Origin of the sequence: Stenotrophomonas sp. S39, assembly GCF_016624665.1 — a bacterium.
Lineage (GTDB): Bacteria > Pseudomonadota > Gammaproteobacteria > Xanthomonadales > Xanthomonadaceae > Stenotrophomonas.
Map to the genome: position 1 here is coordinate 1 of NZ_JACVTT010000066.1, position 26,745 is coordinate 26,745.

The following is a 26,745-nucleotide window of genomic DNA, read 5'->3' on the forward strand; positions in this document are numbered from 1 at the left end:
GGTTGTTTGTCTGCCTCCCCCTCCCCCCCCCCCCCCCCCCCCCCCCCCCCCCCCCCCCTCTACTCCGGCGACGGCGGGTTCGAGGCCAGCAGTTCCAGGTGCCGCTGTTCCATTTCCTGCCGCAGCTGGCGGCGGATCTGCGCGGCGGCCTGCCGGCGTTTCTCATCCGAACTGGCCGGCTGCAGCGGCGGCACGGCCGTCGGCCGGCCTTCCTCGTCCACGGCCACCATGGTGAAGAAGCAGCTGTTGGCGTGGCGCACGCTGCGCTTGAGGATGTCCTCGGCCACCACCTTGATGCCGATCTCCATCGACGAGGTGCCGGTGTAGTTCACCGAGGCCAGGAAGGTGACCAGCTCGCCCACCGCGATGGGCTGGCGGAACATCACCTGGTCCACCGACAGGGTAACCACGTAGCTGCCCGCGTAGCGGCTGGCGCAGGCGTAGGCAACCTGGTCGAGCAGGCGCAGGATGGCGCCACCGTGGACCTTGCCGGAGAAATTGGCCATGTCCGGCGACATCAGCACGGTCATGGACAGCTGGTGGGTTTTCAGTTCGGTCGACATGCACCGATTGTATCGGCAACCGGTAGTGCCGGCCGCTGGCCGGCAACCACGCGATGGCGTCCGCCCATGAAAAAGCCGGCCAGCGGCCGGCTCTACCAGAAAGCAGAAGGGCCGCTTGCGCGGCCCTTCGTGTGTCTTACTTCAGCTTCGCATCGGCGCGCAGGGCGGCGGCGCGGTCGGTCTTCTCCCAGGAGAAGGCCGTGGCGTTGACGGTCTCGCCTTCGCCGTTGAGGTAGCTGAACTCCTTCGGCTTGCGGCCGAAGTGGCCGTAGGCCGCGGTCTGCTGGTACATCGGGTGGACCAGGTCCAGCATCTTGATGATGCCGTACGGGCGCAGGTCGAAGTGCTTGCGGATCAGCTTCTCGATCTTGTCGTCGCTGATCTTGCCGGTGCCGAAGGTGGTGACCGAGATCGAGGTCGGCTCAGCCACGCCGATGGCGTAGGAAACCTGCACTTCGCAACGGTCGGCCAGGCCGGCGGCAACCACGTTCTTGGCGACGTAGCGGGCAGCGTAGGCAGCCGAACGGTCGACCTTGGACGGGTCCTTGCCGGAGAAGGCGCCACCACCGTGACGGGCCCAGCCGCCGTAGGTGTCGACGATGATCTTGCGGCCGGTCAGGCCGCAGTCGCCCACCGGGCCGCCGATCTCGAACTTGCCGGTCGGGTTGATGTGGAACTTGGTGCCCTTGTGCAGCCACTTGGCCGGCAGCACCGGCTTGATGATCTCTTCGCGGACAGCCTCGATGAGGTCCTTCTGCTTGATGCCCGGGGCGTGCTGGGTGGACAGGACCACGGCGTCGATGGCCGAGACCACGCCGTTTTCATAGCGCAGGGTGACCTGGCTCTTGGCGTCCGGGCGCAGCCAGGACAGCGGCGAGTTGCGCTTCTTGCGGATCTTGGCCTGCTGTTCCACCAGGCGGTGCGACAGGTGGATCGCGGCCGGCATGAAGCTGTCGGTCTCGTTGGTGGCGTAGCCGAACATCAGGCCCTGGTCGCCAGCGCCCATTTCTTCCGGCTTCTTGCGGTCCACGCCCTGGGCGATGTGCGGCGACTGCTTGCCGATCAGGTTCAGCACGCCGCAGGTGGCGCCGTCGAAGCCGACGTCGGAGCTGTCGTAGCCGATGTCCGTGATGACCTTGCGGGTCAGCGCTTCCAGGTCGATCCAGGCGCTGGTGGTGATTTCACCGGCCACGATGGCAACACCGGTCTTGACCATGGTCTCGCAGGCCACGCGGGCACGCTGGTCCTGGGTCAGGATCGCGTCCAGCACCGCATCGGAGATCTGGTCGGCAACCTTGTCCGGATGGCCTTCGGAGACCGACTCGGAGGTGAAGAGATAGCTGGACATCAGGCGGTATATCCCTTGATTCGGATGGAAAGATGGGCGCGCATCATACACGGGGTGCGCCGCCTGTGCATTGTGAACCCGTATGGGTTGCCGGTGGTTAAGGTGTTGTGCCCACCGCGACAAGGCCTGGCGGGCCCCCGGGGGCCATGGTGCGCAGGCAGTGTTCCACTGGCGTGACCATTGCCGGGCGGGCGCCGGGCCCTGGCGGGCCCATCCGGGCGCCCGGCCGGGGCCGTCATCGTTCTGCCGCCAAACCGCCATCTGCCTGCCGCGTGGCGGGCGCAGGCTCTCGGCCAATCCGGCCGCCGGGCATCAGTGACCACGCCATGCAGGAACTCGAGCAGCGCTTGCAGCAACGTTTCCCCGATTGGTTCCACGGCCCCCGTGGGCGGCTGGCGCGGCCCCTGTTGCGCAGCGTCGGCCGCTGGTCGCGGCTGGACCGGGTGGAAGCCTTCCTGCAGCGCAGCGCCAACCTGCGCGGCTTCGATTTCGTCGCCGCCGGGCTGGAGTTCCTCGAAAGCGACTACCAGGTCGATGCGCGGGATCTGGCCCGTATCCCGGCCAGCGGCCGCCTGCTGATCGTGGCCAACCATCCCTCCGGTGCGCTGGACGCACTGGCCCTGCTGGACGCGGTCGGCCGGGTGCGGCGCGACGTCCGCATCGTCGCCAACGATCTGCTGGGCGCCATCGGCCCCCTGCAGGATCTGCTGCTGCCGGTGCGCATCCTCGGCGGCAAGGTCCAGCGTGGCAGCCTGCACGCGGTGGAACAGGCGCTGGACGCCGAGCAGTGCGTCATCGTGTTCCCGGCCGGCGAGGTATCCCGGCTGTCGCTGCAGGGCATCCGCGATGGGCGCTGGCAGCGCGGCTTCGTGCGTTTCGCCCGCGGGGCCGCTGCACCGGTGCTGCCGGTGCGGGTGGAGGCACGCAACTCGGCGCTGTTCTACGGCGCCTCGACCCTGTTCAAGCCGGCCGGCACCGCCCTGCTGGCCCGTGAGATGTTTGCCCGCCGTGGGCGCCCGCTGCGCCTGCGCATCGGCCAGCCGATGCAGCTGGGCCAGGGCGACCCCGGCGCGCAGCTGCTGGCCGTGCGCCGGGCGCTGTACGCGCTGGGCCCCGCCGACAGCAGCACCGACAGCGTGCCGGCCGGCCCCGAGCCGCTGGCCGCCCCGGTGCCGCCGGCGCAGGTGGCCGCCGATATCGCCATGGCCACCGTGCTGGGCCAGACCGGCGACGGCAAGCAGATCCTGCTGGCCAGCTGCACGGCCGATTCGGCCCTGCTGCGCGAACTGGGCCGGCTGCGCGAGCTGACCTTCCGCCAGGTGGGCGAGGGCACTGGCCGCAGCCGCGACCTGGACGACTACGACCTGCAGTACCAGCACATCGTCATCTGGGACGGCAGCGCACAGCGCATCGCCGGTGCCTACCGCATCATGCGCGGCGCGCAGGCACTGGCCCGCCGCGGCCTGGCCGGGCTCTACAGCGCCTCGCTGTTCCGCTATTCCGACGATGCCATCACCCGCATCGCCGAAGGCCTGGAACTGGGCCGCAGCTTCGTAGTGCCCGATTACTGGGGCAGCCGCAGCCTGGATTACCTGTGGCAGGGCATCGGCGCCTACCTGCAGTGCCAGCCGGGCATCCGCTACCTGTTCGGTGCGGTGTCGATCAGCGCCGCGCTGCCGCGTGAGGCGCGCGAGCAGCTGGTGGCTTATTACCAGCGCTACTACGGTGGTCGCAGCGGTCTGGTCGAATCCAACCAGCCGTTCCAGTACTTCGCCGCACCGCCCAGCTTCGGCGAACTCGATGCCGGCGCCGCCTTCGACGTGCTGAAGGCCAACCTGGCCGCGCTCGGCACCGGCGTGCCGACGCTGTACCGGCAGTACACCGACCTGTGCGAACCCGGTGGCGCGCGCTTCCTCGCCTTTGGCGTCGACCCGGATTTCAGCGATTCGATCGACGGCCTGATCGAAGTGGACCTGCAGGCGATCCGGCCGCACAAGCGCAAACGCTACCTGCGCGACGCGGGGATGCCGGCATGAGCGCGCTGGCGAACCTGTCGCCGCACCGGCGCGCAGTGTTCGTCTCCGATGTGCACCTCGGGTCGCGCCATTGCCATGCGGCCGAGCTGGCCACCTTCCTCGGCCAGCTGCGCTGCGAGCGCCTGTACCTGGTGGGCGACATCATCGACCTGTGGTGGATGGCGCACCGCCGCGCCAACTGGCGCGCCTCGCACAGCGAGGTCATCCAGGCGCTGCATGCACTGCGTCGCGCTGGCACCGAGATCATCTACATTCCCGGCAACCACGATGCCTCGCTGCGCCATGTCTGCGGGCTGATGCTGCCGGCGATGCAGGTACGCCGCCGTGCCATCCACGTGACGGCGGACGGGCGCCGGCTGCTGGTGGCGCACGGCGACGACTACGATGGCGTGACCCACTTCGGTGGCCTGCAGGAACGCTTCGGCGACTGGCTGTACTACCGCATCCTCACCGGAAACCAGGCGTTGAACGCGGTGCGGCGCCGGCTGGGCATGCGCTACTGGTCGCTGTCCGAGTTCCTGAAGAAGCGCAGCGGCGCCGCCGAGCGCTACATCGAACGCTTCGTCCAGGCCGGCCTGGAGGACGTGCGCCGGCGTGGGCTGGACGGCATCATCTGCGGCCACATCCATCGCGCGGCGCTGGTCGAGCGCGATGGCCTGGTCTATGCCAACGATGGCGACTGGGTGGAAAGCCTGACCGCCCTGGCCGAAGACCACGACGGCGCGCTGCGGCTGCTGGACCACCACGGCCAGACCCTGGTGGAACTGCCCGGCGCGCGCATGGCGCAGGCGGCGTAGCGCCTGCTTTCTGTAGAGCCGGGCCCATGCCCGGCTTGCTCTTGTAGAGTCGAGCGTTGCTCGACTGCTCTTTGGATGCCTCGCGCTGCGCACGGCAGTAGACTGACAGTCGACTCTACCGACGACCCTGCCGCGCTGCGCGCGCAAGCCGAGCGTGGGCTCGGCTCTACAGAAGCGCCCCTGACCGTCGACACTACCGGACAGGAATGGCGCACAAACGCCCGGCCGTCGCGCTAGCATCGGCCCATGGACTCGTTGACCCAGATCGTTCTCGGTGGTGCCGTCGCTGCCGCCATCGCTCCGCCCGGCCACCGCCGCGCGGCCCTGCTGGCCGGTGCCGCGCTCGGCACGCTGCCCGACCTCGATGCCCTGTGGCTGGGCTTCGCCGCGGCCGACCCGGTCGCCAACATGGTCGACCACCGCAGCTTCAGCCATTCGCTGCTGGTGCTGCCGTGGGTGGCGGCACTGATCTGGTGGCTGTTCAAGCGCTTCGGCAACGGCCGCGTGGCGCAGGCGCCGGTCCGCTGGTTCTGGGCCATCCAGCTGGCGCTGGTCACCCATCCGCTGCTGGACGCGTTCACCGTCTACGGCACCCAGCTGTGGTGGCCGCTGCGGCCGCATCCGACGATGGGCTCCAGCGTCTTCATCATCGACCCGGCCTACACCGTGTGGCTGCTGCTGGGCTGCGTGGTGGCCTGGTTCGCGCGTGCGCGGCCGTGGGCGGGCAAGGTGCTCGGGGTATCGCTGCTGGTCAGCACCGCCTACCTGGGCTGGGGCCTGGTGGCCAAGGCACAGGTCGACCGCGCCGCGCAGCAGAGCCTGGCCGCCATGGGCCTGGGCGATGCACCGCGCTTCTCGGTGCCGATGCCGTTCAACACGCTGCTGTGGCGGGTGGTGGCGATGACCCCCAGTGGTTACGTGGTGGGTGACCGTTCGCTGGTGGCCGACCAGGGGTCGATGCGGTTTGAAGGCTACCCGTCCAACGTGCAGGCGCTGCGGGAAGCCTCTGCGATCCCGGCGGTGCAGCGGTTGCAGTGGTTCAACCGCGGCTTCATGCGTGCGCAGGTGGTGGATGGCCAGCTGGTGCTGAGCGACCTGCGCATGGGCCTGGAACCGGACTACACCTTCAATTTCGCAGTGGCCGAGCAGGTGGACGGGCAGTGGCGGGCGATCGTGCCGCAGCAGCAGCGCATGGACTACAGCAGCCCTGCCGCACGCGCCGACGCCGGGCAGCGGCTGGCCGCGATGTGGCAGCGGATCTGGCAGGCACCGCCGACAGCGACCCTGCACATCGATCCGTGAACCCGCGCCGCGCGCGGGCCGCGCCTCAATACACCGTCGCGCGGCCCTGCACGAACGAATAGAAGAACACCGCGTTCGGATCGTTCTGCACCAGGCGGAACTCGCGGCGCATGCCCTCCACGGTTTCCTCGTCCACGGCGCCGGCCTGCAGCAGCTGGTCGGCGGCCGACAGCAGCAGCTGCTCCCAGAACGCGATCATGGTCTTGCGGCGTGCCGGTTCGCGGTTGTCCAGGTGGATGGTCTTGATTTCGGTATGCACGTCGCGGAAGCCACCGGCCAGCAGCAGGTTGCCCAGCTTGGCGCCGACGAACGGGTCGCCACCGTGGTCGTGCTGGAAATCATTGAAGGCCATCCAGTAGCGCCAGATGTGCGGCGAGTACGGGTCCAGCAGGAACGAGGCGTTCATCACCTCGGTGATGTAGACCGGCGAACCCGGGGCCAGCACGCGGCGCACTTCGCTCAGTACGCGGGCGGGGGAGGGCACGTGTTCCAGCACCCAGCACAGGAACGCCGAATCGAAGCTGCGGGCCTCGAACGGCAGTTCGCCGGCATCGGCCTGCTGCAGGGTGTAGCGGTCGCTGCACCACGGGGTGCGCGCCAGGTTCTCGCGCGCGGTGGCCAGCTGCGCCTCGCTCAGGTCCACGCCGGTCACGTGCAGCTCGGGGAAGCGGCGCAGCAGGATCTCGGTCTGCGCGCCGACGCCGCTGCCGACTTCCAGCAGGTGGCGCGCACCGGTGTAGTCGATCTGGCTGAAGATGCTCGATTCCAGCAGGCGTGCCTGGGTCATCAAGCGCTGCTGCTCGGTACCGGAAAAGCCGTGCAGGTAGGTCGGGGAAGAGATCGGCGGCGTCATGGTGGCGGACTCTTGGGGCGTCGAGCAGGATCGATGGGAAGGGTGCGTAGAGTCGAGCTTGCTCGACTGCTCGGGGAGGCCAGTCGAGCAAGCTCGACTCTACGGTGTGGAGCAGTCGAGCAAGCTCGACTCTACGGATCAAGGCAGTCGGGCAGGTTACGAGGTGGCCGGCCGGTCAGGCGGCCGAAGGCATCGCCGGTTCCCCGGCGATCAGGCGGTTGAAGTACTCGCTGGTCAGCGCGATCTGGCTGGCCGGGTCCTCGGCGCGGTTGACCACCGCGCGGAAGGCAGCGTTTTCCGGGCGGTCCTTGGCGTACCAGCCCAGGTGCTTGCGGGCGATGCGCACGCCCTGCGGTTCACCATAGAAGGCATGCAGCGCGTGCAGGTGGCCCAGCAGGATGTCGCGCACTTCCTGCAGCGACGGCGGCGGCAGTTCCTGGCCGGTGGCCAGGTAGTGCGCCACCTCGCGGAAGATCCACGGCCGGCCCTGCGCGGAACGGCCGATCATCACCGCGTCCACGCCGGTCTGCTGCAACACATACGCGGCCTTCTGCGGCGAATCGATATCGCCGTTGGCGATGACCGGGATGCGCAGCGCGGCCTTGATCTCGCCGATCGTGGCGTACTCGGCCTGGCCGGTGTAATGCTGGTCGCGGGTCCGGCCGTGCACGGCCAGCGCGGCGATGCCGCTGTCCTCGGCGATGCGCGCGATCACCGGCCCGTTGCGGTGGTCGCAGTCCCAGCCGGTGCGGATCTTCAGCGTGACCGGTACGTCCACCGCGTTGACCACGGCTTCAAGGATGCGCGCCACCAGCTGCTCGTCGCGCATCAGCGCCGAACCGGCCCAGGCGTTGCACACCTTCTTGGCCGGGCAGCCCATGTTGATGTCGATGATCTGCGCGCCGTGGTCGACGTTGTAGCGCGCCGCCTCGGCCAGCTGCTGCGGCTCGGTGCCGGCAATCTGCACGCTGATCGGCGCCGGCTCGCCCTCGTGGTCCATGCGGTGGATCGACTTGCGCGTGGTCCAGAAGCGCGGGTCGCTGATGGTCATTTCCGAGGCGGCCAGACCCGCACCCAGCCGTTTGCACAGCAGGCGGAAGGGCTTGTCGGTGACGCCGGCCATGGGGGCCAGCACGACGTTGGGGGCAATGGTGTACGGGCCGATCTGCATGTGCCCATTGTAGGCCGCAGGACCGGCCGTCGCGCCGCCAGCGGCGGCCCTGTTCAGGCCAATCCGGACCGACCTCATGCCACACCGGCATCAGCAGATGCTTGATGGTCGGTTCCGCCGCCCCCACGGCCGGGTCATGGTGGGCGGCTGGGTCGGGTGGAAATGCCCCATCCACGCATGGCGTGGATCTACCCCTCCGAGCACGCGCGGATGGCGCGGCCCACGCAACCGGTAGATCCACGCCATGCGTGGATGGGGCCGTGTTGCCGGGTACAAAAAAGCCCGGGCATCTGCATGCCCGGGCTTCTCATCCACGCATGGCGTGGATCTACGTGTCGGCCGGGGTGAAGCGCGGCATCGCCGCAGCGGCGCCTTCCTTCTCGGTGGAACGGCCGGCGAACTGGTTGGCGAAACGCACGTGGCGGGCGAACGGCGCGTCCGGCACCTGGGCGATCGAGGCGGCCAGAGCGCCGTTGAAGGCATCACCGGCACCGGTGGTGTCGATCGCCTGTACCTGTTCGGCACCCACGCGGTAGTACGGCTGGGTGTCGCCACGCAGGTTCTCCTCGGCGTGCGAAACGAACACGCCCACCGCACCCAGGGTCACCACCACGGTGCCGTTGCCGACCAGCTTGCGGCACAGCGCGTGCAGGCTGGCGCCGTCCAGCGCGGCCACGTCGTCGGCATCCACGCGCTCACCGACATGGCGGCCGAGCAGGGAGGCGAACTCGGTCTCGTTCGGGGTCAGCACATCGGCCAGCTTCAGCAGGCCGATGCTGGACGGCGCGTCGGCCGGGGCGGCGTTCAGCACGGTGGTGACACCGGCTTCGCGCGCTGCTGCCAGGGCCGCTTCAATCGTCTGCACCGGCGATTCCAGCTGCACCAGCACCACCTTGGCACCGGCCAGCAGGGCCTGCTGCTGCTCCAGGAAGCCGGTGCTCAGCGCGGCGTTGGCGCCCGGGCCGATGACGATGGTGTTGCGGCCACGGGCATCGACGTAGATGCCGGCGGTGCCGGTCGGCTCGCTGCTGGCCTCGGCGATCAGCGCGAAGCCGTCCTGCGCGGCCAGGTCACGTGCCGTCGCGCCACCGGCGTCATCGCCCAGCGCGCACACGAACGTCGTCTCGGCGCCGGCGCGGCAGGCGGCCACGGCCTGGTTGAAGCCCTTGCCACCCGGGCCGGTGCTGTAGCGGCCGGCAATGGTCGCGCCCGGCGCCGGCAGCGCTTCGCACCGCCACACGTGATCGACATTGAAGGAACCGACGACAACGACACTGCTGCTCATAGGGGATGTCTTCTCAAACAAGGGTTCAACTGAAGTGCGTCAGCACGCCGGCGATGGTGGCCGTCATGAAGGTGGCAATGGTACCGCCCAGCACGGCGCGCAGGCCGAACTTGGCCAGGTCGTGGCGACGTTCCGGGGCCAGGCCACCGATGCCGCCGATCTGGATGGCGATCGAGCTGAAGTTGGCGAAGCCGCACAGGGCGTAGGTCGCGATCAGGCGGCCTTCGTCGGACAGCGACACGCCGGCGACCTGGCCGTTCACGATCTGCGACAGCTCGGTGTAGGCCACGAATTCGTTGATGACGACCTTCTGGCCGATCAGCGAACCGACGGTGGTGGCATCGGCCCACGGGGTGCCGATGACCCAGGCGATCGGGGCCAGCACATAGCCGAAGATGGTCGACAGGTTGGTCGGCTTGCCGATGGCGGCGGCCAGGCCGGTGACATCACCGATCCAGGTCAGCGGGGCATTCAGCAGGGCGATCAGGGCGATGAAGGCCAGCAGCATCGCGCCGATGTTCAGCGCCAGCTTCAGGCCGTCACCGGCGCCGGCCGCAGCCGCGTCGATGATGTTGCTGGAGGTCTTCTCCACTTCCATCTTCACGGTGCCGCGGGTGAGCGGGGTGCCGGTTTCCGGGATCAGCAGCTTGGCCACGACCAGGGTGGCCGGGGCCGCCATGATGCTGGCCGCCAGCAGGTGCTTGGCATAGAAGGCCTGCTGTACCGGGTCACCGCCGCCCAGCATGCCCACGTAGGCCGCCAGCACGCCGCCGGCGATGTGGGCCATGCCGCCGATCATCATGGTCAGCAGCTCGGACTGGGTCATCCTGGCGATGTACGGGCGCACGGTCAGCGGCGCCTCGGTCTGGCCGATGAAGACGCTGGCGCAGACGCTGGTGGTTTCCGCACCCGACACGCGCATCACCTTGGTGATCGACCACGCCATCACGCGGACGATGCCCTGCATGACGTTCAGGTGGTACATCACGCCCATCAGCGCCGAGAAGAAGATGATGGTCGGCAGCACCTGGAAGGCGAAGATGAAGCCGTAGTTCTGGGTGTCCATCAACGAGCCGAAGATGAAGCCCGAGCCCTCGTTGACGAAGCTGAGGATCTTGACGAAGCCCTTGCCCAGGGCATCGAACACGTCGCGCCCGCCGGGCACCAGGATCACCAGCGCCGCGAAGGCGATCTGCAGGGTGATGCCGGTGATGACCAGCTTCCAGTCCACCGCGCGCTTGTTATTGGAAAACAGCCAGGTGATGCCGATCAGCACCGCCAACCCGAAAAGGCCGAAGCCGATCCTGCCCAAACCTTCGACCATGAGAGCTCCCCCCGGGGGCGCGCGAAAAACGGGAAGCCTAGTGCAGGGCCGGGGCTGGGGCAAGGAAAAGCAGCGTGCGCGGGCCCATCGGCAGCGAACAAGCCAGCAACGGCAAGGGGTTGCCGCCGCCGGGGCCGGGTAGAATGGGGTTCGATCCCGGCCCGTATGCGGGCCTGCAACAGGAGAATCGCATGCTCTATCGTCGCCTCGGCTCTACCGGCCTGCCGGTGTCCGCCCTGTCCTTCGGTGCCTGGGTGACCTTCGGCGACCAGGTGCCGCGTGACGAGGCCCGCAACCTGATCGCTGCCGCCTGGGATCACGGCATCAACTTCTTCGACAACGCCGAGGGCTATGCCAACGGCCGCGCCGAGCAGGTGATGGGCGATGTGATTGCCGACCTGCGCCTGCCGCGCGACGGCTACTGCGTGTCCAGCAAGGTGTTCTTCGGCAGCGCCAAGGACCCGCGCCCGACCCAGCGCGGCCTGTCGCGCAAGCATGTGACCGACGCCTGCCATGCCGCGCTCAAGCGCCTGCGCGTGGACTACCTGGACCTTTATTACTGCCACCGCCCGGATCCGGACGCGCCGATCGCCGAAACCGTGCATGCCATGGACACCCTGGTCCGGCAGGGCAAGGTGCTCTACTGGGGCACCTCCGAGTGGTCGGCCACGCAGATCGAGGAAGCGGTGGACATCGCCGCCCGCCACAACTGGCAGGCACCGTCGATGGAACAGCCGCAGTACAACCTGCTGCACCGCGAGCGGGTGGAAGTGGAATACGCCCCGCTGTACGCCAGCGCCGGGCTGGGCACCACCATTTTCTCGCCGCTGGCCTCGGGCCTGCTCAGTGGCAAGTACGACCAGGGCATTCCGGCCGACGCACGGCTTGGCCGCGAGGGCATGGGCTGGCTGCAGGACCTGGTGCTGGGCCAGAACGCAGCCGTGCGCCTGGCCCAGGTGCGCCGCTTCAGCGAGGTCGCCGCCGAGCTGGGCCATGCCCCGGCCAGCCTCGCCATCGCCTGGTGCCTGCGCAATCCCAACGTCTCCAGCGTGATCCTCGGCGCCAGCCGGGTCAGCCAGCTGCTGCAGAACCTGCAGGCGCTGGATGTGCTGCAGCAGGTGGACGATGCCGGCTGGGCGCGGGTGGAAGCGGTCTTCGCCTGACCGCCACGGCGCGCGGATCGGTCCGTCGATCCGCGCCTTCAATTGATGTGATCTATCGAAATCGTGAATTCGATCATAAATCCCATCAATGGAAGTGAGAATGGTTGTTGATTGTCAACTGAGAATCATTATCATCTAAATCGTCCCTCGCACGAGTCCAGATGCTCATGAATGCTCAACCTGTACTGCTGCGCCCCGAAACGCTGACCCTGCGCGACCGCCCGGTGCGTGTCGTTCCGCCGGAAGAAGTGATCGACAGCGAAGCCCTGCTGAAGGGCCGCCGCGAAATCCTGATCCAGCACGGCGACCGTTTCTACCGGCTGCGCCACACCAGCAACGACAAGCTGATCCTGACCAAGTAACGCGGTCTGGTCGCCCGCCTCCCTCCCTCCTCCCGGCAGCGTCGGCAGGGTGGGCGACCCGTCCGCTCCCGCTCTCTCCCCCTCGGCTGTCCGTGCACGCCTGGCGTGCCGGTGGCCGGGGGCTCCCCCTGCCTGATCGATCACCGCCGATGACCCGCCCGACTGCCCTGTCCGTTGCCCTGTGGATGGCCTTGCCGCTGTCCGCCCATGCTGCTGCCGATGCCGCGCCCGAAGCGCGCGAATTTGATCGGGTGCAGGTCACCGCCACCCGCACCGAACGTGCGGTCAGCGACGTGGCCGCCACCGTCGATGTGATCGACCGCGAGCAGATGGACCGGCAGCTGGTGCACGACATCAAGGACCTGATCCGCTACGAACCCGGTCTGTCGGCCGGCCGCAGCGCCACCCGCTTCGGCCTGGGCAGCATCCGCATCCGTGGCCTGGACGGCAACCGCGTGCGCATCCAGACCGATGGCATCGCCATGCCGACCAGCTTCAACATCGGCTCGTTCTCCAACGCCAACCGCAACTTCACCGATCTGGACACGCTCAAGCGCGTGGAGATCGTGCGCGGGCCGGCCAGTTCCCTGTACGGCTCGGACGCCCTCGGCGGCGTGGTGGCCTTCGTCACCAAGGACCCGGCCGACTATCTGAAGGACGGCAAGGACAGCTACGCCGGCCTGAAGTTCGGCTATGACGGCGAGTGGAAAGGCCTGCTGGGTGGCGTCACCGGTGCCTGGGGCGGCGAACACTGGAGCGGCATGGTCAACATCAACCATCGCCAAGGCCAGGAAACCGGCAACCAGGGCGATATCCGCAGCCTCGACAACACCCGCACCGCCGCCAACCCGCAGGATCGCGACGGTCGCAGCGGCCTGGCCAAGCTGGTGTATGCGCCCAGCGAAGACCAGCGTTTCCGGCTGACCGTGGAAGGCAACGAAGACAACACCGATACCAACGTGTTCTCTTCCATCGACCACACCACCACCACCAGCATGAAGGCGCGCGACACGCAGAACCGCACGCGGGTGTCCTTCGCCCATGAAATGGATGCGCTGGACAAGGGCTTCGCCGACAGCCTGCATTGGCAGCTGTACACCCAGCACAGCGAAACCACCCAGATCACCGATGAAGGCCGCGCCAACCGCAGCCGCCGTCATCGCGAGTTCAACTTCGACCAGCGTGCGTGGGGCCTGCAGGCGCAGTTCAACAAGGCGTTCAGCACGGGCAGCGTCGAACACGCGTTGACCTACGGCTTCGACGGCGCGCGCACCGACATCCGCCAGAAGCGCGACGGCTACCAGATGCTGGCCAACGGCCAGGTCACCAGCACGCTGCTGCCGGATGTATTCCCGGTACGCGATTTCCCGATCAGCAAGACCACCGAGCTGGGCCTGTACGCGCAGGATGAAATGCGCCTGGCCGACGGCAGGCTCTCGCTGGTGCCCGGCGTGCGCGTGGACCGCTACGAACTGAAGCCGGAAGTGGACAGCATCTTCGCCGAAGACAATCCCGGCGTGCCCGTGTCCAAGCTGAGCAAGACCAGCGTGTCGCCGAAGTTCGGCCTGGTCTACCGCTTCACCGATGCGTGGTCGCTGTTTGCCGGCTATTCGCGCGGCTTCCGCTCGCCGCCGTACAACGACGTCAATCTCGGCTTCACCAACTTCGCGTTCGGCTACACCGCCATTCCGAACCCGGACCTCAAGCCGGAAACCAGTGATGGCGTGGAGCTGGGCCTGCGGTTCGTCGCGCCGGTGGCGTATGTCAGCCTCAGCGGCTACTACAACGATTACAAGGATTTCATCGAGTCGCAGTCGCTGGTCGGCACCAACGACCAGGGCCTGATGGTGTTCCAGTCGCGCAACATCGCCGACGCGCGCATCTACGGTGCCGAACTGAAGGCCGGCGTGGATTTCGGCCAGGTCAGCCCGGCGCTGCAGGGCTGGGCACTGCGCAGTGCGGTGGCCTGGTCGCGCGGTGACAACAAGACCGAAGACACGCCGCTGGATTCCATCGACCCGCTGCGCGGCACCGTCGGCCTGATGTACGACACCGACACCTGGGGCGTCGAACTGGCCGGCACCTTCGTCAAGCGCAAGGACCGCCTTGCAACCGCCACCGCCTACCGCCCGGCCGGCTACGGCGTGGCCGACCTGATGGCGCACTGGAACTTCGCGCCGGGGGCCACCGTCAACGTCGGTGTGTTCAACCTGGGTGACAAACGCTACATCGACTGGTCCAACGTGGGCTCGACCCTGTCGGCCAGCAGCACCGTCCTGGACCGCTATACCAGCCCCGGCCGCACCCTGTCGGCCAGCCTTGCCGTTTCCTGGTGAATCCCATGAGCCGAGCCCTGTCTGCACGTCGCCTGTCGTCCTTCCTGCCGCACCACGCGCTGCAGGCCTGGCCCACGCCGGCGCAGCTGGCCGCGCTGGGCACCGTGCTGTGCCTGTACCACGCTGACAGCAGCGAACTGGGCGGTTGGCGCCAGGCCGTTTCGGTGCACGCCTGCCAGGGCGTGGACAGTGAAGGGGTGCGCGAAAGCCTGTGTTTCCTCGACGGCCGCGGCCGCTGCGTATGGCGCCTGTACCTGCTGCCGGACAGCGATTTTCTGGCGTGGGACCGGCTGGTGGCGTCGCTGCCGCCGGGCCGGGAACATGATGCCGAAGGCAGTGTCGGCGAGCGCCTGTGGCGGCGCCTGGCCGGCCACCTGGGGGGCCAGCGTTGGCGCCTGTGCGCGCTGCGCCTGCATGCCGCCGATGAAGGCCGCACCCTGGCCGCCAGCCTGTCCACGCTGTCCTCGCTGGGCGCCGCGACGGCGCGCCGCATCGCGCGGCTGGAAGGTGCCGAGGGCGAGCTGTCCATCGATGACTGCTGCTGCGCCGATGCCGCGCGCAGGCCCGCACCCCGCATTCCGGGCGAGCTGCCGCTGGTGCGCCTGTAACCCGAACCTGAAGGATCGAATGCGGCCACGGATGGCCACCCCTCGAACGTGACACCCCGAAGGAATTCCAGATGAAGTTGCAGACAGCCAGCGTGATGGTGCTGATCGCCGCAAGCGGTGCAGCCAGCGCGCAGCCCTCCGATATCGCCCGTGACCACGCCAGCATCCTGGCCATGCAGGGCGAGTACACCGTGGATTTCGCCTTCGACGAAACCGTGCTGCTGAAGCCGGGCTACGAGCGTGCGCCGGCCATGCGCAGTGCCGGCAACGAAGTGGTGATCGTGGTTGAAGACAGCCCGCGCCGCGTTGTCCTGCAGCACCTGCTGGTGGACGCCAAGAGTGGCCACGTGACCAAGCACTGGCGCCAGGACTGGGTGTATGAAGCCCCCAACCGGTTCGAGTTCAGCGCCGACCAGACCTGGCAGGTACGCACGATCGCAGCGGCCACCAACACGGGCGCCTGGACCCAGTGCGTCTACGAAGTGAGCGACGCCCCGCGCTACTGCGGCACCGGCACCTGGACCTACGACAACAACGTGCCGACCTGGACCAGCGACATCAGCTGGCGCCCCCTGCCGCGCCGCGAGTACACCAAGCGCAGCGACTACAACGCGCTGGCCGTGGTCAACCGCCACACGCTCACGCCGAACGGCTGGACCCACGAACAGTTCAACACCAAGGTGCAGCGCAACGCCGATGGCAGCCAGGTGGAGATCGCCCGCGAGTTCGGCTTCAACGACTACATCAAGACCACCGAGGTCGACTTCACCCCGGCGCGCGACTACTGGAAGGCGACCGCTGGCTACTGGGCCAAGGTACGCCAGCGCTGGGACGGCTTCCTGACCCAGGCCCCGGGCGTGCACCTGAAGACCAAGCTGGATGGCATGGCGATGATCATCCCGCTGTTCACCCAGGCCGACGACATCCAGTCGGGCAAGAAGGTGAAGGACAAGCAGATCGACGAAGTGTTCGCCAAGTACGTGGAAAAGGCCCGGTAACGTCGGGCCGTAACCGCATCCACGCACGACGTGTATCTACCGGGGCTGCATCCACGCATGGCGTGGATCTACCGGAACCGGGCGTCAGTAGATCCGCGCCATGCGTGGATGCCGTCATCCGTCAGTAGATCCACGCCACGCGTGGATGCGCTTATTCCTTGAACATCAGGAACGCCGCCAGCACGATCAGCCCGAACGCGGCGTAGTGGTTCCACTTCAGCGGCTGGCCCAGGTAGAACGCGGAGAACACCGCAAACACCACCAGGGTGATCACTTCCTGCATGCCTTTCAGCTGCGGCGCCGAATACACCGCGCTGCCCAGCCGGTTGCCCGGCACCTGCAGGCAGTACTCGAAGAAAGCGATGCCCCAGCTGACCATGATGACCATCATCAGCGGCGCGCTCTTGTACTTCAGGTGGCCGTACCAGGCGAAGGTCATGAAGATGTTGCTGCCGAGCAGCAGCAACACCGGGTACAGGTAAGCGGCGAACGACGTGCCGGGCATCCGGGCGATCTCATCAGGTGGGGCGCGCAGCATACAGCCGGCCCCACCCGCAGCGTGTCACGGCGGCGTCAGGCCTCGCGCAGGGCCAGCGCCGGCGGGGTGTGCAGGATCGCCCGCGTGCCCCACCAGCCGGCCAGCAGGCTCAGGCCGATGCCGACCAGCCCACCCAACAGCAGCCCAGGCCAGGGCGGCAGCAGCGGCAGTTCGAACACCTTCTGCGACACCGCCACGCCGATGCCGGCGGCCGCACCCACGGCCAGCAGCGCGGCCAGCGCCCCCAGCGCGCCGAACTCCACCAGCACCGCACCGCGCAGCTGCCGCCGGGTGGCCCCCAGCGTGCGCAGCACCGCGCTGTCGTAGCGGCGCTCGCCGGCCGTGGCCTGCAGCGCGGCCAGCAGCACCAGCACGCCGGCCAGCAGGCTGAACACCATCACCAGCTGCACCGCCTGCGCGACGCGGTTCATCACCTCGCGCACCTGCGAGATCACCGCGTCCACATCCAGCAGCGACAGGTTGGGTTGCTCGCGCACCAGCGCACCCAGGCCCGCCGCCTTGCCCGCCGGCAGATGGAACGCCGACAGCAGGTTGTGCGGCGTATCGCCCACCGCGTTGGGATTGAGCAGCACGAAGAAGTTCGGGCGGAAGGTGTTCCAGTCCGCCTTGCGCACGCTGGTCACGGTGAACTCGCGTTCCTGCTCGCCCACGGCAATGGTGATGCGGTCGCCGGGATACACGCCGTAGCGCTTGGCCCAGCCGATCTCCACCGAGGCTTCCGGCGCGGTGCTGTCGGCCTTCCAGAACGTGCCGTTGACCAGCGTGTTGGCCGGCGGGAAGGTGCTGCGCCAGCTGAAGTTCAACGGCCGGTTCTCGTCATCATCGTCGCGCTGGGCTTCGCCCTGTGCCGGCGTGCCGTTCTGTTCCGGCGTGCGGTCCACGCGCAGCGGCGGCTTGCCGTTGATCGCGATCAGGCGGCCGGTGGCCATCGGTTCAACGCTGGCATCGGCCGCGCCCAGCCCCTGCAGCGCGGCCAGCACACCGTCGCGCTGTTCGGGCTGGATGTTGATCAGGAAGTAGTTGGGCGTGTTCTCCGGCAGGCGTTCGCGCCACTGCTGCAGCAGGCCGGGGCCGGTCACGGCCAGCAGCAGCAGCGCGCACAGCGACAGCGACAGGCCCACCAGCTGCATCACCGCCAGCATCCGCCGCCGGGTCAGCGCGGCCAGGCCCAGCCGCCAGTTGCCATGCAGGCGGTGCTGCAGGCCGCGCAGCAGCTGCAGCAGCAGGAAGCCGACCACGCCGGCGGCCAGCGCCAGCGCCGCCAGGCCGCCCAGCACCCACAGGGCCAGCTTCAGATCGCCGGTGACCTGCACCGCCAGCAGCAGGCTGGCCCCCAGCGCGGCCACGTAGGCCAGCAGCGAGGCTGGCGGCAGGGCGGCGAAGGAGCGGTTGAGCACGCGCATCGGCGGCACCCCGCGCAGGCGCAGCAGCGGCGGCAGGCCGAAGCCGAACAACAGCAGCAGGCCGATGCCCGCGCCGGTCAGCGCAGGGGTGGCCTCGGGCAGCGGCAGGCGCTGCGGCACCAGGCTGCCCAGCACCTGCACCAGGCCTTCCTGCGCGGCCATGCCCAGGCCGATGCCGAGCACGCAGGCCGGCACCGCCAGCATCAGCAGCTGCAGCGCCAGGCCGGCCAGGATGTCGCGCTGGCGCGCGCCCAGGCAGCGCAGGATCGCCACCTGGTCGATGCGGCGCAGGGCAAAGCGGTTGGCCGCCAGCGCCGTAGCCACGCCGGCCAGCAGCACCGCCAGCAGCGCGCTGAGGCCGAGGAAGCGGCCGGCCAGATCAAACGCCTGGCGCACGCCACGCTGGGTGTCGTCCACGCTCAGCAGGCGCATGCCCTTCACCTGTGGCAGCAGCCACTGCCGGTATGCGGCCACCTGGGCGGGCGCACCGGCCACCATCAACCGGTAGTTGATGCGGCTGCCGGGCCCGAGCAGGCCGGTGCCGTCCACGTCGGCCCGGTTCACCAGCAGGGTGGGGGACAGGGTCAGCAGGTCGCCGCCGGTGTCCGGCTCGGCCTCGATGATGCCGGCCACGCGCAGCGTGCCCGCACCGAATTCCAGCGCATCACCCACCTTCAGCCCCAGTGCCTGCAACAGGCGCGGGTCGGCATAGGTCTGGCCCTGCGGCGGCATGCCGGCATCGGCGATCAGCGCGCCGCCCGGCGTGGCCCGCACCCGCAGCGTGCCGCGCAGCGGATAGCCGGCCTGCACTGCCTTGATGCTGGCCATCTGGCTGGCATCGCCGTTGAACAGCACGCTGCCGAAGCCGGCTATGCGCGTGTGCGCCAGCCCGCGCCGCTGCGCTTCCTCGGCGAAGACCGCGGGCGGATCGCTGCGCCCGGCCACGCCGAGGTCGCCGCCCAGCATCTCGGCCGCGCTGCCGGTCAGGGCCAGGTTGACCCGGTTCACGAGCGTGCCCACGGCGGTCATCACCGCCACGCCCAGCACCAGTGCGGCGAACACCGTCAGCAGGTCACCGGCCAGGGCTTCGCGGCGCAGCGCGCGCCAGGCGTGCCGCAGCAGGTTCATGCCTGTGCCCCGTACTCGACCGCCTGCAGGCGGCCATTGTCGATGCGATGGATGTACTGGCAGCGCTGCGCCAGGCGCAGGTCGTGGGTGACCAGCACCAGGGTGGTGCCGCTGCCGGCATTGAGTTCGAACAGCAGGTCGCTGATGTGCTGGCCGGTGGCCTGGTCCAGCGAACCGGTGGGTTCATCGGCGAACAGGATGCGCGGGCGGGTGACGAAGGCGCGGGCCAGGGCGACGCGCTGCTGTTCGCCACCGGACAGCTGCCGTGGGTAATGGCGGGCACGGTGCGACAGGCCGACCTGGGCCAGCACTTCATCGACCCGCGCGCGGTCCTCGCGGCCGGCCAGTTCCAGCGGCAGTGCGACGTTTTCGGCCGCCGTCAGCGCCGGCAGCAGGTGGAAGCTCTGGAACACGAAGCCCACTTCGCGCGCACGCAGCTGCGCCCGGGCTTCCTCGTCCAGCGTGCCCAGCGACTGCCCGGCCAGGGTGATGCCACCTCGGCTGGGCAGGTCCAGCCCGGCCAGCAGGCCGAGCAGGGTGGTCTTGCCGGAACCGGAGGCCCCGACAATCGCCACGCTGGTGCCTTCATGTACCGTGAGGGTGATGTTGTCCAGTATGTGGACTTCACCCTCCGGGCCATGCACGGATTTGCCGACCTGGTCGACGGCGATGGCGACGGACGCGCTGCGGGGGGACAGGCTGTCGATGAGGAGACTCCAATGCGCATTACAGGGTGGAGCCGGCAAGCCGGCACGATGATGGTGCTGCTGCTAGGGTTGCTGCTGTGGTCCGGGCTGGCGTGTGCCAAAGGTCCGGCCGGCACGGTGCTGGTGCTCGGCGACAGCCTCAGTGCTGCCCACAATATCCCGACCGACGCGGGCTGGGTCAGCCTGCTGGACAAGCGGGTCAGGCAGCAGTCGAAAACCCCGCCGCGCATCGTCAACGCCAGCATGAGCGGGGAAACCACCGCTGGCGCGCTGACCCGCCTGCCGGGCCTGCTGGCCAGGGAGAAGCCGACCGTGGTGGTCATTGCCTTGGGCGGCAACGACGCGCTGCGTGGGCTGACCCCGGCGCAGGTGCAGGGCAACCTGGAAAAGATGCTGCTGGCCAGCCGCGCCGCCGGGGCCAAGGTGCTGCTGCTGGGCATCGACGTGCCGCCCAACTACGGCCCGGCCTACCGCCAGCGCCTGGCCGCCGCCTACCGCGCGCTGGCCGACAGGTACCAGGTGCCGCTGCTGCCGTTCCTGCTGGAAGGCGTGGCCCTGCAGCCGGGGCTGATGCAGGCCGACGGCCTGCACCCCACCGCGCAGGCCCAGCCGAAGGTGCTGGACAACGTCTGGCCGCTGCTCAAGCCGCTGCTGTGAATCTTTTTTCAGCGTCTTGACGGAACTTCACATCGCGTCCACCGTCGATCGGGCATGTTTCACAAAGCTGAAGAAAGAGGGACTCACATGCGTCAGACGAAGGAGACTTCCGGCTTGGTGCTGGTGGTCGAGGACAACCGCAACATCTCCGAGATGATCGGCGAATACCTGGAAGGCCGTGGCTTCGAGGTGGACTATGCGCAGGATGGCCTGGACGGCTACCGTCTGGCGGCTGAAAACAGCTACGACGTGGTCGTGCTGGACCTGATGCTGCCGCGCCTGGATGGCATCGAAGTGTGCCGCCGCCTGCGCAACGATGCACGCAAGTCGACCCCGGTGCTGATGCTGACCGCGCGCGATACGCTGGACGACAAGCTCACCGGCCTGGGTTTTGGTGCCGATGACTACCTGACCAAGCCGTTCGCCATCCAGGAACTGGAAGCCCGCCTGCGCGCGCTGATCCGCCGCGAACGTCGCCAGGTGGGTTCGGAAGTGCTCAAGGTCGCCGACCTGGTGCTCGATCCGGTCAGCATGCGGGCCACCCGCGCCGGTACCGAACTGCAGCTCTCGCCCATCGGCCTGCGCCTGCTGACCATCCTGATGCGGGAATCGCCCCGCGTGGTCACCCGCCAGGAAATCGAGCGCGAGATCTGGGGCAACGGGCTGCCGGATTCGGACACCCTGCGCAGCCACCTGTACAACCTGCGCAAGATCATCGACAAGCCGTTCGACCGTCCGCTGCTGCACACCGTGCAGAGTGCCGGTTACCGCATCGCCGACATCGCCCAGCCGATGGCCTGAAGGGTGCCGGCGCAGGAACAGGCCCGCCCCGGCTCCGGCCGGGTCGCGGGGCAGGGAACGGGCCGTCGGCCGCACGCGGGGTCATCCCCCGTGCACGTCGCCGGCACGTCGCGCTGCCTATAATCGCAGCGCTTCAACCGGGACCCCGCAATGCCGCACGGCCTGCCGCGCAAGATCCGTATCGCTTTCATCCTGCAGGCAGTGCTGGCCAGCGTGGGCATCCTGCTCGGTGCCTGGCTGGTCTCGCTGGTGATCAAGCACAGCCTGGTGGGCGCCGCCCTGCGCGAAGAGGCGGCCTACTACTGGACGCTGCACGAGGCCTCGCCCGCGCAGCCGCCGCCCAACACCCAGAACATCCGTGGCTACCTGCTCGAGCGCGGGCGCTCCAGCCTGTCGCTGCCGGCCAACCTGCGCACGCTTGAACCCGGTTTCCACGAACTGCCCGACGATGACCAGCTGGTGCTGGTCGATGCCCGGGCCGAAGGCCGCCTGTACCTGGTGTTCCTGCGCTCGCGCGCGGAAATGCTGGCCTTCTGGTTCGGCATCGTGCCGGTGCTGCTGACCCTGCTGGCGGTGTATGGCGCCAGTTGGGTGACCTACCGCGCGTCCAAGCGGCTGGTGTCGCCGGTGAACTGGCTGGCGCGCCGCGTGTCGCGTTGGGACCCCGGCCACCCCGAAGCAGCCGACCTGGAGCCGGACAAGCTGCCCGCTGACATGCAGGGCGAGACCCGCCAGCTGGCGGCCGCGCTGCATTCACTGGCCAACCGGGTCACCGACCACGTGGCCCGCGAACGCAACTTCACCCGCGATGCCAGCCACGAGCTGCGCACGCCGCTCACCGTGATCCGCGTGGCCAGCGACATGGCGCTGGGCGATGACAGCCTGGAACCGCGCCTGCGCCGCAGCCTGCAGCGCATCCAGCGCGCCGGGCGGGACATGGAAGCGGTGATCGATGCGTTCCTGATCCTGGCCCGTGAGGCCGACATCGAACCGCAGATCGAGCTGTTCGATGTCAACGACATCGTCCGCTACGAGGTGGACAACGCCAACGAACTGCTGGCCAACCGCCCGGTGGCGGTACACCTGCACAGTGCCGGCCCGGTGCAGCTGCATGCCCCGCCGCGCGTGCTGCAGGTGGTGGTCAGCAACCTGGTGCGCAACGCCTGCAACTACACCGACGAAGGCCGCATCGACGTGCAGGTCGAGCCTGACCGGGTGGTGGTGCGGGATACCGGCATCGGCATGTCGGCCGAGGCGCTGGCCCGCGCGTTCGAGCCGTTCTATCGCGCCGAGCCGGATCGCCCGCAGGGCACCGGCCTGGGCCTGTCGATCGTGCGCCGGCTGTGCGACCGCTTCGGCTGGAAGGTCGCCCTGGCCAGCGAGCCGGGCAAGGGCACCGAAGCGACGGTCATCTTCCGCTGACCCACGACGCCGGGCATGGCCCGGCGCTACCGGGGTCGGATCCCGTTGCCACGCACCGGGCTCTGACCCCATGCCGGTTCGGCGCGGAAACCCTGCGCCGCCGGGCATGGCCTGGCGCTACCAGTAGATCCACGCCATGCGTGGATGAATCCCGGGTCACGCCCTGCTCAATCGCACTTCACCTTCGGCGCCACCGCCTTGGTCCAGATCGCGTAGCCGGCCGGGGTCATGTGCAGCATGTCCTCGCGGAACAGCTTCGCATCCGGCTGGCCATCGGCACCCAGCATCGGGGTGTAGATGTCGGTGTAGCCGGTGTTGGGCAGCTTGGCCAGGGCGGCCTTGATCATCGCGTTGGCCTGGTTGATCGCCGGCAGCAGGTGCGCGCGCGACGGGCTGGGCTTGATCGACAGGTATTCCACCTTGGTCTTCGGCAGGTCGCGATGCACGCGCTGCACGAAGGCCACCACGTCATCGCGGACCTGGGTCGCGCTGCGGCCGCTGTTGAGGTCGTTGTCGCCGGCATAGAAGAACACCTTGCACGGCGCATACGGCACCACGACCTGGCCGGCATACCAGGTGCTGTCGCGCACTTCCGAACCGCCGAAGCCACGGTTGAATACCGGCTGGCCGGGGAAGTCCTGGGCCAGGCTCTCCCAGAAGCGGATCGAGGAACTGCCGATGAACTCGATGCCACCGCGCGGCGGCGGGTTGCTCTGGTCGGCCTTGAGGAAGCTGGCCATGTCGCCTTCCCAGGCCACGTTGGACACCTGTTCGGGTACGCGTGGCGGGGCCGGCGGGCTCAACGCCTGGGCCAGCGGGGCCAGGGTCAGCAATCCAAGCGACAGCAGGCAGGTACGGGCGACGGACATCAGGGGCTCCAGCAAGGGCAGGGGACACCTATCATAGGAGTTCGCCGCGGTGCTGCGCTTGCCGATGGCGGGTCGTTGGCCGGCCCGCGCGGGGTGCCGCCGCCGCCCTTGTGGCAAAATGGGGGCTGTCTGCCCATTCCTGTGCACCCATGATTGCCTGCCGTGCGTCTGAGCGGTCGCTGCGCCGCGCCCCTGTTGCTGGATGTTCCATCCGTGGCTGATCAGTTCGGCCACATGCCCCGCGGCCCGCGCCGCATCTTCCAGGCCGCCCGCTGGTCCTGGCAGGGCCTGCGTGCTGCCTGGCTGCACGAGTCCTCGTTCCGGCTGGAGGTCTACCTGCTGGTGCTGCTGACCCCGCTGGCGCTGTGGCTGGGCCAGACCCCGGTCGAGCGCGCGCTGATGATCGGCTCGATGCTGCTGGTGCTGGCGATGGAACTGGCCAACTCGGCCATCGAAGCGGTCATCGAGCGCTACGGCGCCGAGATCCACGAGCTGGCCGGCCGCGCCAAGGACATGGGCTCGGCGGCCGTCTTCGTGCTGATGATGAACGTGCTGCTGTGCTGGGCGCTGGTCGTGGTGCCCCACCTGCTGGCCGGCGCTTACGCCTGAACCCCCATTCCCCCACTGTCCTGAAGAGTTTCCATGTCCTTTGAGTTCCTCGCCGACCCCAATGCCTGGGTAACCCTGTTTACCCTCAGCGCCCTGGAAATCGTGCTCGGCATCGACAACCTGGTGTTCATCTCCATCGCCGTCAGCAAGCTGCCGGAAGAGCGCCGCCCGTTCGCCCGCAAGCTCGGCATCGCCGTGGCCTGCATCACCCGCATCGGCCTGCTGGTATCGCTGGCCTATCTGGCGCACATGGCCGCCAACCTGTTCACCGTGGCCGGCATGGGCATCTCCATCCGCGACCTGGTGCTGATCGTCGGTGGCCTGTTCCTGATCATCAAGGGCTATATGGAGATCAAGGAGCTGATCACTGGTGGCGAGGATGAAGACCCCACCACCACCAAGGCCTCGGCCGTGTTCGGCTACGTCATCGCGCAGATCGCGGTCATCGACATCGTGTTCTCGCTGGATTCGGTGATCACCGCCGTCGGCATCGCCGACCACATCCCGGTGATGGTCGCCGCCATCCTGCTGTCGGTGCTGGTGATGCTGCTGGCCGCCAACCCGCTGGGCCGCTTCATCGATGCCAACCCGACGGTGAAGATGCTGGCCCTGGCCTTCATCCTGCTGATCGGCGCGGTGCTGATCCTGGACGGCCTGGACGTGCACGTGCCCAAGCCCTACATCTACGCCGCGATGGGCTTCTCGGTGCTGGTGGAGTGGCTGAACCTGCTGATGCGCCGCCGCGCACGCGACCACCACGTGCCGGGCGCCGGCAACTGGTAAACGATCCACCCATTACCCCCGGCACTGCCGGGGGTTCTGCGTTGTGGGGCCGCCGCGCTCGCCGGGCGTGGCCCGGCGCTACCGTTCGTGGTGGGGTCTGGTAGCGCCGGGCCGTGCCCGGCGGAATGCGGCCACCACCTGTGAACCGGGGTCAACACTGTTTTCCCGCGGCGAGGCTTAATCGGCGGCGGCAAAGCGCGCAGGCTACGCAGCTTCCCGTTTCCTCCCCACAGGAACCCCCATGAATTCCAGAGCCGCCCTGCTTGCGCTGGCCGTCGGTGCCTTCGGCATCGGCACCACCGAGTTCACCCCGATGGGCCTGCTGCCCGTCATCGCCAGTGGCGTGGGTGTCAGCATCCCCACCGCCGGCATGCTGATCACCGCGTACGCCGTGGGCGTGATGGTCGGCGCGCCGATCATGACCCTGCTGATGGGCCGCTTCTCGCGGCGTACCGCGCTGATGCTGCTGATGTCGATCTTCATCGTCGGCAACCTGCTGTCCGCGCTGGCACCCAACTATGGCCTGCTGTTGCTGTCGCGCCTGGTCACCAGCCTCAACCACGGTGCCTTCTTCGGCATCGGTGCGGTGGTGGCGGCCAGCCTGGTGCCGAAGGAAAAGCAGGCGGCTGCGGTGGCGACCATGTTCATGGGCCTGACCATCGCCAACATCGGCGGCGTGCCGCTGGCTACCTGGGTCGGCCAGCAACTGGGCTGGCGCCTGGCGTTTGCCGGCACCGCGGTGCTGGGCGTGGTGGCGATCACCGCGCTTGCCCTGGCCCTGCCGGCCTCGGCGCCGGGCGCGCGGCCGGACGTGCGCCGTGAGCTGAAGGCGATCCTGCAGCCGCAGGTGCTGCTGGCGATGGCGACCACGGTGCTGGGTGCTGGCGCCATGTTCACGCTCTACACCTACGTGGCGCCGGTGCTGACCGAGCTGACGGGTGCATCCAATGCGTTCATCGCGATGTCGCTGGCGCTGATCGGTATCGGCTTCACCGTCGGCAACGGCATCGGTGGGCGCTTGGCCGACTGGTCGCTGGATGGCGCCACCCGCATCCTGCTGGCGGCGCTGGCCGTGCTGATGTTCGTGCTGCCGCTGGCCTTCATGCATCACGCCACTGCGGCACTGGGTGTACTGCTGTTCGGTGCGGCGACCTTCGCCATCGTGCCGCCGCTGCAGATCCGGGTGATGCAGGCGGCGACCGAGGCACCGGGCCTGGCGTCGTCGATCAACGTGGGTGCGTTCAACCTGGGCAATGCGGTGGGTGCGGCGCTGGGTGGCGCGGTGATCAGCGCGGGGCTGGGCTATGCGGCGATTCCGGTGGCCGGTGGTCTGCTGGCGGCGTCGGGGTTGCTGCTGGCGTGGCTGGGGCGGACGCGCGCGCCGGTGGCTGAGGCCTGCTGAGGGGTGTGGGGTTCCGGCAGGGCTTGCAGCCCTGCACCCGCAGAATCAACGTCAACGTCAAAAGCGGTGCTGGTTTTCTGCTGGCTGGGCGGGGCGGTGTGGGCTTGCAGGACACGCCGTAAACCCGTCCATGGGGGCTCGTAGGCGCCATCCATGGCGCCTGCGGTCCTGCAAGCCCACACCGCCCCACCTCTGACAGATTCCTGCGGCTGTTGGTGGGTGGGGCCCCCGGGGGGGGGGGGGCGGGGGGGATTAAAAT

At 68.5% G+C, this 26,745-nt stretch carries 24 protein-coding genes; 14 read left to right on the forward strand and 10 right to left on the reverse strand.

Annotated elements, in window-relative coordinates:
* Positions 1 to 59: 59 nt before the first annotated feature.
* Both IAE41_RS15835 and metK read right to left on the reverse strand, forming a co-directional pair.
* Entirely contained in the window at positions 60 to 563 is a 504-nt protein-coding gene (locus tag IAE41_RS15835) for an acyl-CoA thioesterase (RefSeq protein WP_108758805.1), read from the reverse strand.
* 136 nt (positions 564 to 699) lie between these two features.
* Positions 700 to 1,911, reverse strand: a complete 1,212-nt coding sequence (gene metK, locus IAE41_RS15840; RefSeq protein ID WP_079220656.1) for a methionine adenosyltransferase — start codon at positions 1,909 to 1,911, stop codon at positions 700 to 702.
* A gap of 326 nt (positions 1,912 to 2,237) precedes the next feature.
* Here metK and IAE41_RS15845 point away from each other — a divergent pair, with 326 nt between their 5' ends.
* The 3 genes from IAE41_RS15845 (at position 2,238) to IAE41_RS15855 (ending at position 6,046) form a co-directional block, all read left to right on the forward strand.
* On the forward strand, positions 2,238 to 3,947 hold the full coding sequence (locus IAE41_RS15845; RefSeq protein ID WP_200733768.1) for a lysophospholipid acyltransferase family protein: 1,710 nt from the start codon (positions 2,238 to 2,240) through the stop codon (positions 3,945 to 3,947).
* Positions 3,944 to 4,744: a UDP-2,3-diacylglucosamine diphosphatase gene (locus IAE41_RS15850; RefSeq protein WP_108758808.1), complete on the forward strand. Its 801-nt coding sequence runs from the start codon at positions 3,944 to 3,946 to the stop codon at positions 4,742 to 4,744. The genes IAE41_RS15845 and IAE41_RS15850 overlap by 4 nt, the downstream gene beginning before the upstream one ends.
* A 246-nt stretch (positions 4,745 to 4,990) precedes the next feature.
* Complete coding sequence (locus IAE41_RS15855) at positions 4,991 to 6,046, forward strand: metal-dependent hydrolase (RefSeq protein ID WP_200733769.1); 1,056 nt, start codon at positions 4,991 to 4,993, stop codon at positions 6,044 to 6,046.
* Positions 6,047 to 6,071: 25 nt separating this feature from the next.
* Here the strand turns inward: IAE41_RS15855 and IAE41_RS15860 are convergent, their stop codons facing one another.
* The 4 genes from IAE41_RS15860 to IAE41_RS15875 form a co-directional block, all read right to left on the reverse strand.
* Complete coding sequence (locus IAE41_RS15860) at positions 6,072 to 6,899, reverse strand: class I SAM-dependent methyltransferase (RefSeq protein ID WP_108764083.1); 828 nt, start codon at positions 6,897 to 6,899, stop codon at positions 6,072 to 6,074.
* A gap of 175 nt (positions 6,900 to 7,074) precedes the next feature.
* Positions 7,075 to 8,070 (reverse strand): tRNA dihydrouridine synthase DusB, encoded by a 996-nt coding sequence (gene dusB / locus IAE41_RS15865; RefSeq protein ID WP_200733770.1) that lies wholly within the window; start codon positions 8,068 to 8,070, stop codon positions 7,075 to 7,077.
* 328 nt (positions 8,071 to 8,398) lie between these two features.
* Positions 8,399 to 9,355, reverse strand: coding sequence for a ribokinase (locus tag IAE41_RS15870; protein WP_200733771.1), 957 nt, complete (start codon positions 9,353 to 9,355; stop codon positions 8,399 to 8,401).
* Positions 9,356 to 9,380: 25 nt separating this feature from the next.
* Positions 9,381 to 10,679 (reverse strand): nucleoside transporter C-terminal domain-containing protein, encoded by a 1,299-nt coding sequence (locus tag IAE41_RS15875; RefSeq protein WP_200733772.1) that lies wholly within the window; start codon positions 10,677 to 10,679, stop codon positions 9,381 to 9,383.
* 191 nt (positions 10,680 to 10,870) lie between these two features.
* Between IAE41_RS15875 and IAE41_RS15880 the strand changes: the two genes are divergently transcribed.
* From IAE41_RS15880 to IAE41_RS15900, 5 genes are all read left to right on the forward strand, one after another.
* Positions 10,871 to 11,842 carry an aldo/keto reductase gene (locus tag IAE41_RS15880; protein ID WP_108747763.1) on the forward strand — a complete coding sequence of 324 codons (972 nt, stop codon included), beginning with the start codon at positions 10,871 to 10,873 and terminating at the stop codon, positions 11,840 to 11,842.
* Positions 11,843 to 12,009: 167 nt separating this feature from the next.
* Positions 12,010 to 12,204 (forward strand): hemin uptake protein HemP, encoded by a 195-nt coding sequence (locus IAE41_RS15885; protein WP_005412278.1) that lies wholly within the window; start codon positions 12,010 to 12,012, stop codon positions 12,202 to 12,204.
* A 149-nt stretch (positions 12,205 to 12,353) separates the two neighbouring features.
* The gene (locus IAE41_RS15890) at positions 12,354 to 14,540 is read left to right on the forward strand and encodes a TonB-dependent hemoglobin/transferrin/lactoferrin family receptor (RefSeq protein ID WP_295515366.1); all 2,187 of its coding nucleotides are present in this window, start codon (positions 12,354 to 12,356) and stop codon (positions 14,538 to 14,540) included.
* Between the two features lie 5 nt (positions 14,541 to 14,545).
* Positions 14,546 to 15,148 (forward strand): Hemin transport protein, encoded by a 603-nt coding sequence (locus IAE41_RS15895; RefSeq protein ID WP_200733773.1) that lies wholly within the window; start codon positions 14,546 to 14,548, stop codon positions 15,146 to 15,148.
* Between the two features lie 71 nt (positions 15,149 to 15,219).
* Positions 15,220 to 16,146 carry a DUF6607 family protein gene (locus IAE41_RS15900; protein ID WP_200733774.1) on the forward strand — a complete coding sequence of 309 codons (927 nt, stop codon included), beginning with the start codon at positions 15,220 to 15,222 and terminating at the stop codon, positions 16,144 to 16,146.
* Positions 16,147 to 16,297: 151 nt separating this feature from the next.
* On the opposite strand, the gene IAE41_RS15905 is transcribed toward IAE41_RS15900, so the two are convergent.
* From IAE41_RS15905 to IAE41_RS15915, 3 genes are all read right to left on the reverse strand, one after another.
* Positions 16,298 to 16,651: a DMT family protein gene (locus tag IAE41_RS15905; RefSeq protein ID WP_079220666.1), complete on the reverse strand. Its 354-nt coding sequence runs from the start codon at positions 16,649 to 16,651 to the stop codon at positions 16,298 to 16,300.
* Between the two features lie 68 nt (positions 16,652 to 16,719).
* A complete protein-coding gene (locus IAE41_RS15910; protein ID WP_108758812.1) occupies positions 16,720 to 19,236 on the reverse strand; it encodes an FtsX-like permease family protein in 2,517 nt (838 codons plus the stop codon).
* On the reverse strand, positions 19,233 to 19,880 hold the full coding sequence (locus IAE41_RS15915) for an ATP-binding cassette domain-containing protein (protein WP_200733779.1): 648 nt from the start codon (positions 19,878 to 19,880) through the stop codon (positions 19,233 to 19,235). The genes IAE41_RS15910 and IAE41_RS15915 overlap by 4 nt, the downstream gene beginning before the upstream one ends.
* A gap of 75 nt (positions 19,881 to 19,955) precedes the next feature.
* Here IAE41_RS15915 and IAE41_RS15920 point away from each other — a divergent pair, with 75 nt between their 5' ends.
* The 3 genes from IAE41_RS15920 to IAE41_RS15930 all read left to right on the forward strand — a co-directional run bounded on the left by IAE41_RS15920 (position 19,956) and on the right by IAE41_RS15930 (position 22,823).
* Positions 19,956 to 20,600 (forward strand): arylesterase, encoded by a 645-nt coding sequence (locus IAE41_RS15920; RefSeq protein ID WP_200733775.1) that lies wholly within the window; start codon positions 19,956 to 19,958, stop codon positions 20,598 to 20,600.
* Between the two features lie 87 nt (positions 20,601 to 20,687).
* Positions 20,688 to 21,401 carry a response regulator transcription factor gene (locus IAE41_RS15925; protein WP_002811889.1) on the forward strand — a complete coding sequence of 238 codons (714 nt, stop codon included), beginning with the start codon at positions 20,688 to 20,690 and terminating at the stop codon, positions 21,399 to 21,401.
* A 150-nt stretch (positions 21,402 to 21,551) separates the two neighbouring features.
* Positions 21,552 to 22,823: a HAMP domain-containing sensor histidine kinase gene (locus IAE41_RS15930; RefSeq protein ID WP_200733776.1), complete on the forward strand. Its 1,272-nt coding sequence runs from the start codon at positions 21,552 to 21,554 to the stop codon at positions 22,821 to 22,823.
* Positions 22,824 to 22,990: 167 nt separating this feature from the next.
* Here IAE41_RS15930 and IAE41_RS15935 read toward each other — a convergent pair whose 3' ends face one another.
* Positions 22,991 to 23,692, reverse strand: a complete 702-nt coding sequence (locus tag IAE41_RS15935) for an SGNH/GDSL hydrolase family protein (protein ID WP_079220671.1) — start codon at positions 23,690 to 23,692, stop codon at positions 22,991 to 22,993.
* Positions 23,693 to 23,905: 213 nt separating this feature from the next.
* Between IAE41_RS15935 and IAE41_RS15940 the strand changes: the two genes are divergently transcribed.
* The 3 genes from IAE41_RS15940 (at position 23,906) to IAE41_RS15950 (ending at position 26,486) form a co-directional block, all read left to right on the forward strand.
* On the forward strand, positions 23,906 to 24,301 hold the full coding sequence (locus IAE41_RS15940) for a diacylglycerol kinase (RefSeq protein ID WP_079220672.1): 396 nt from the start codon (positions 23,906 to 23,908) through the stop codon (positions 24,299 to 24,301).
* 33 nt (positions 24,302 to 24,334) lie between these two features.
* Entirely contained in the window at positions 24,335 to 25,084 is a 750-nt protein-coding gene (locus IAE41_RS15945; RefSeq protein WP_079220673.1) for a TerC family protein, read from the forward strand.
* A gap of 241 nt (positions 25,085 to 25,325) precedes the next feature.
* Positions 25,326 to 26,486: an MFS transporter gene (locus IAE41_RS15950; RefSeq protein WP_200733777.1), complete on the forward strand. Its 1,161-nt coding sequence runs from the start codon at positions 25,326 to 25,328 to the stop codon at positions 26,484 to 26,486.
* Positions 26,487 to 26,745: the final 259 nt, after the last annotated feature.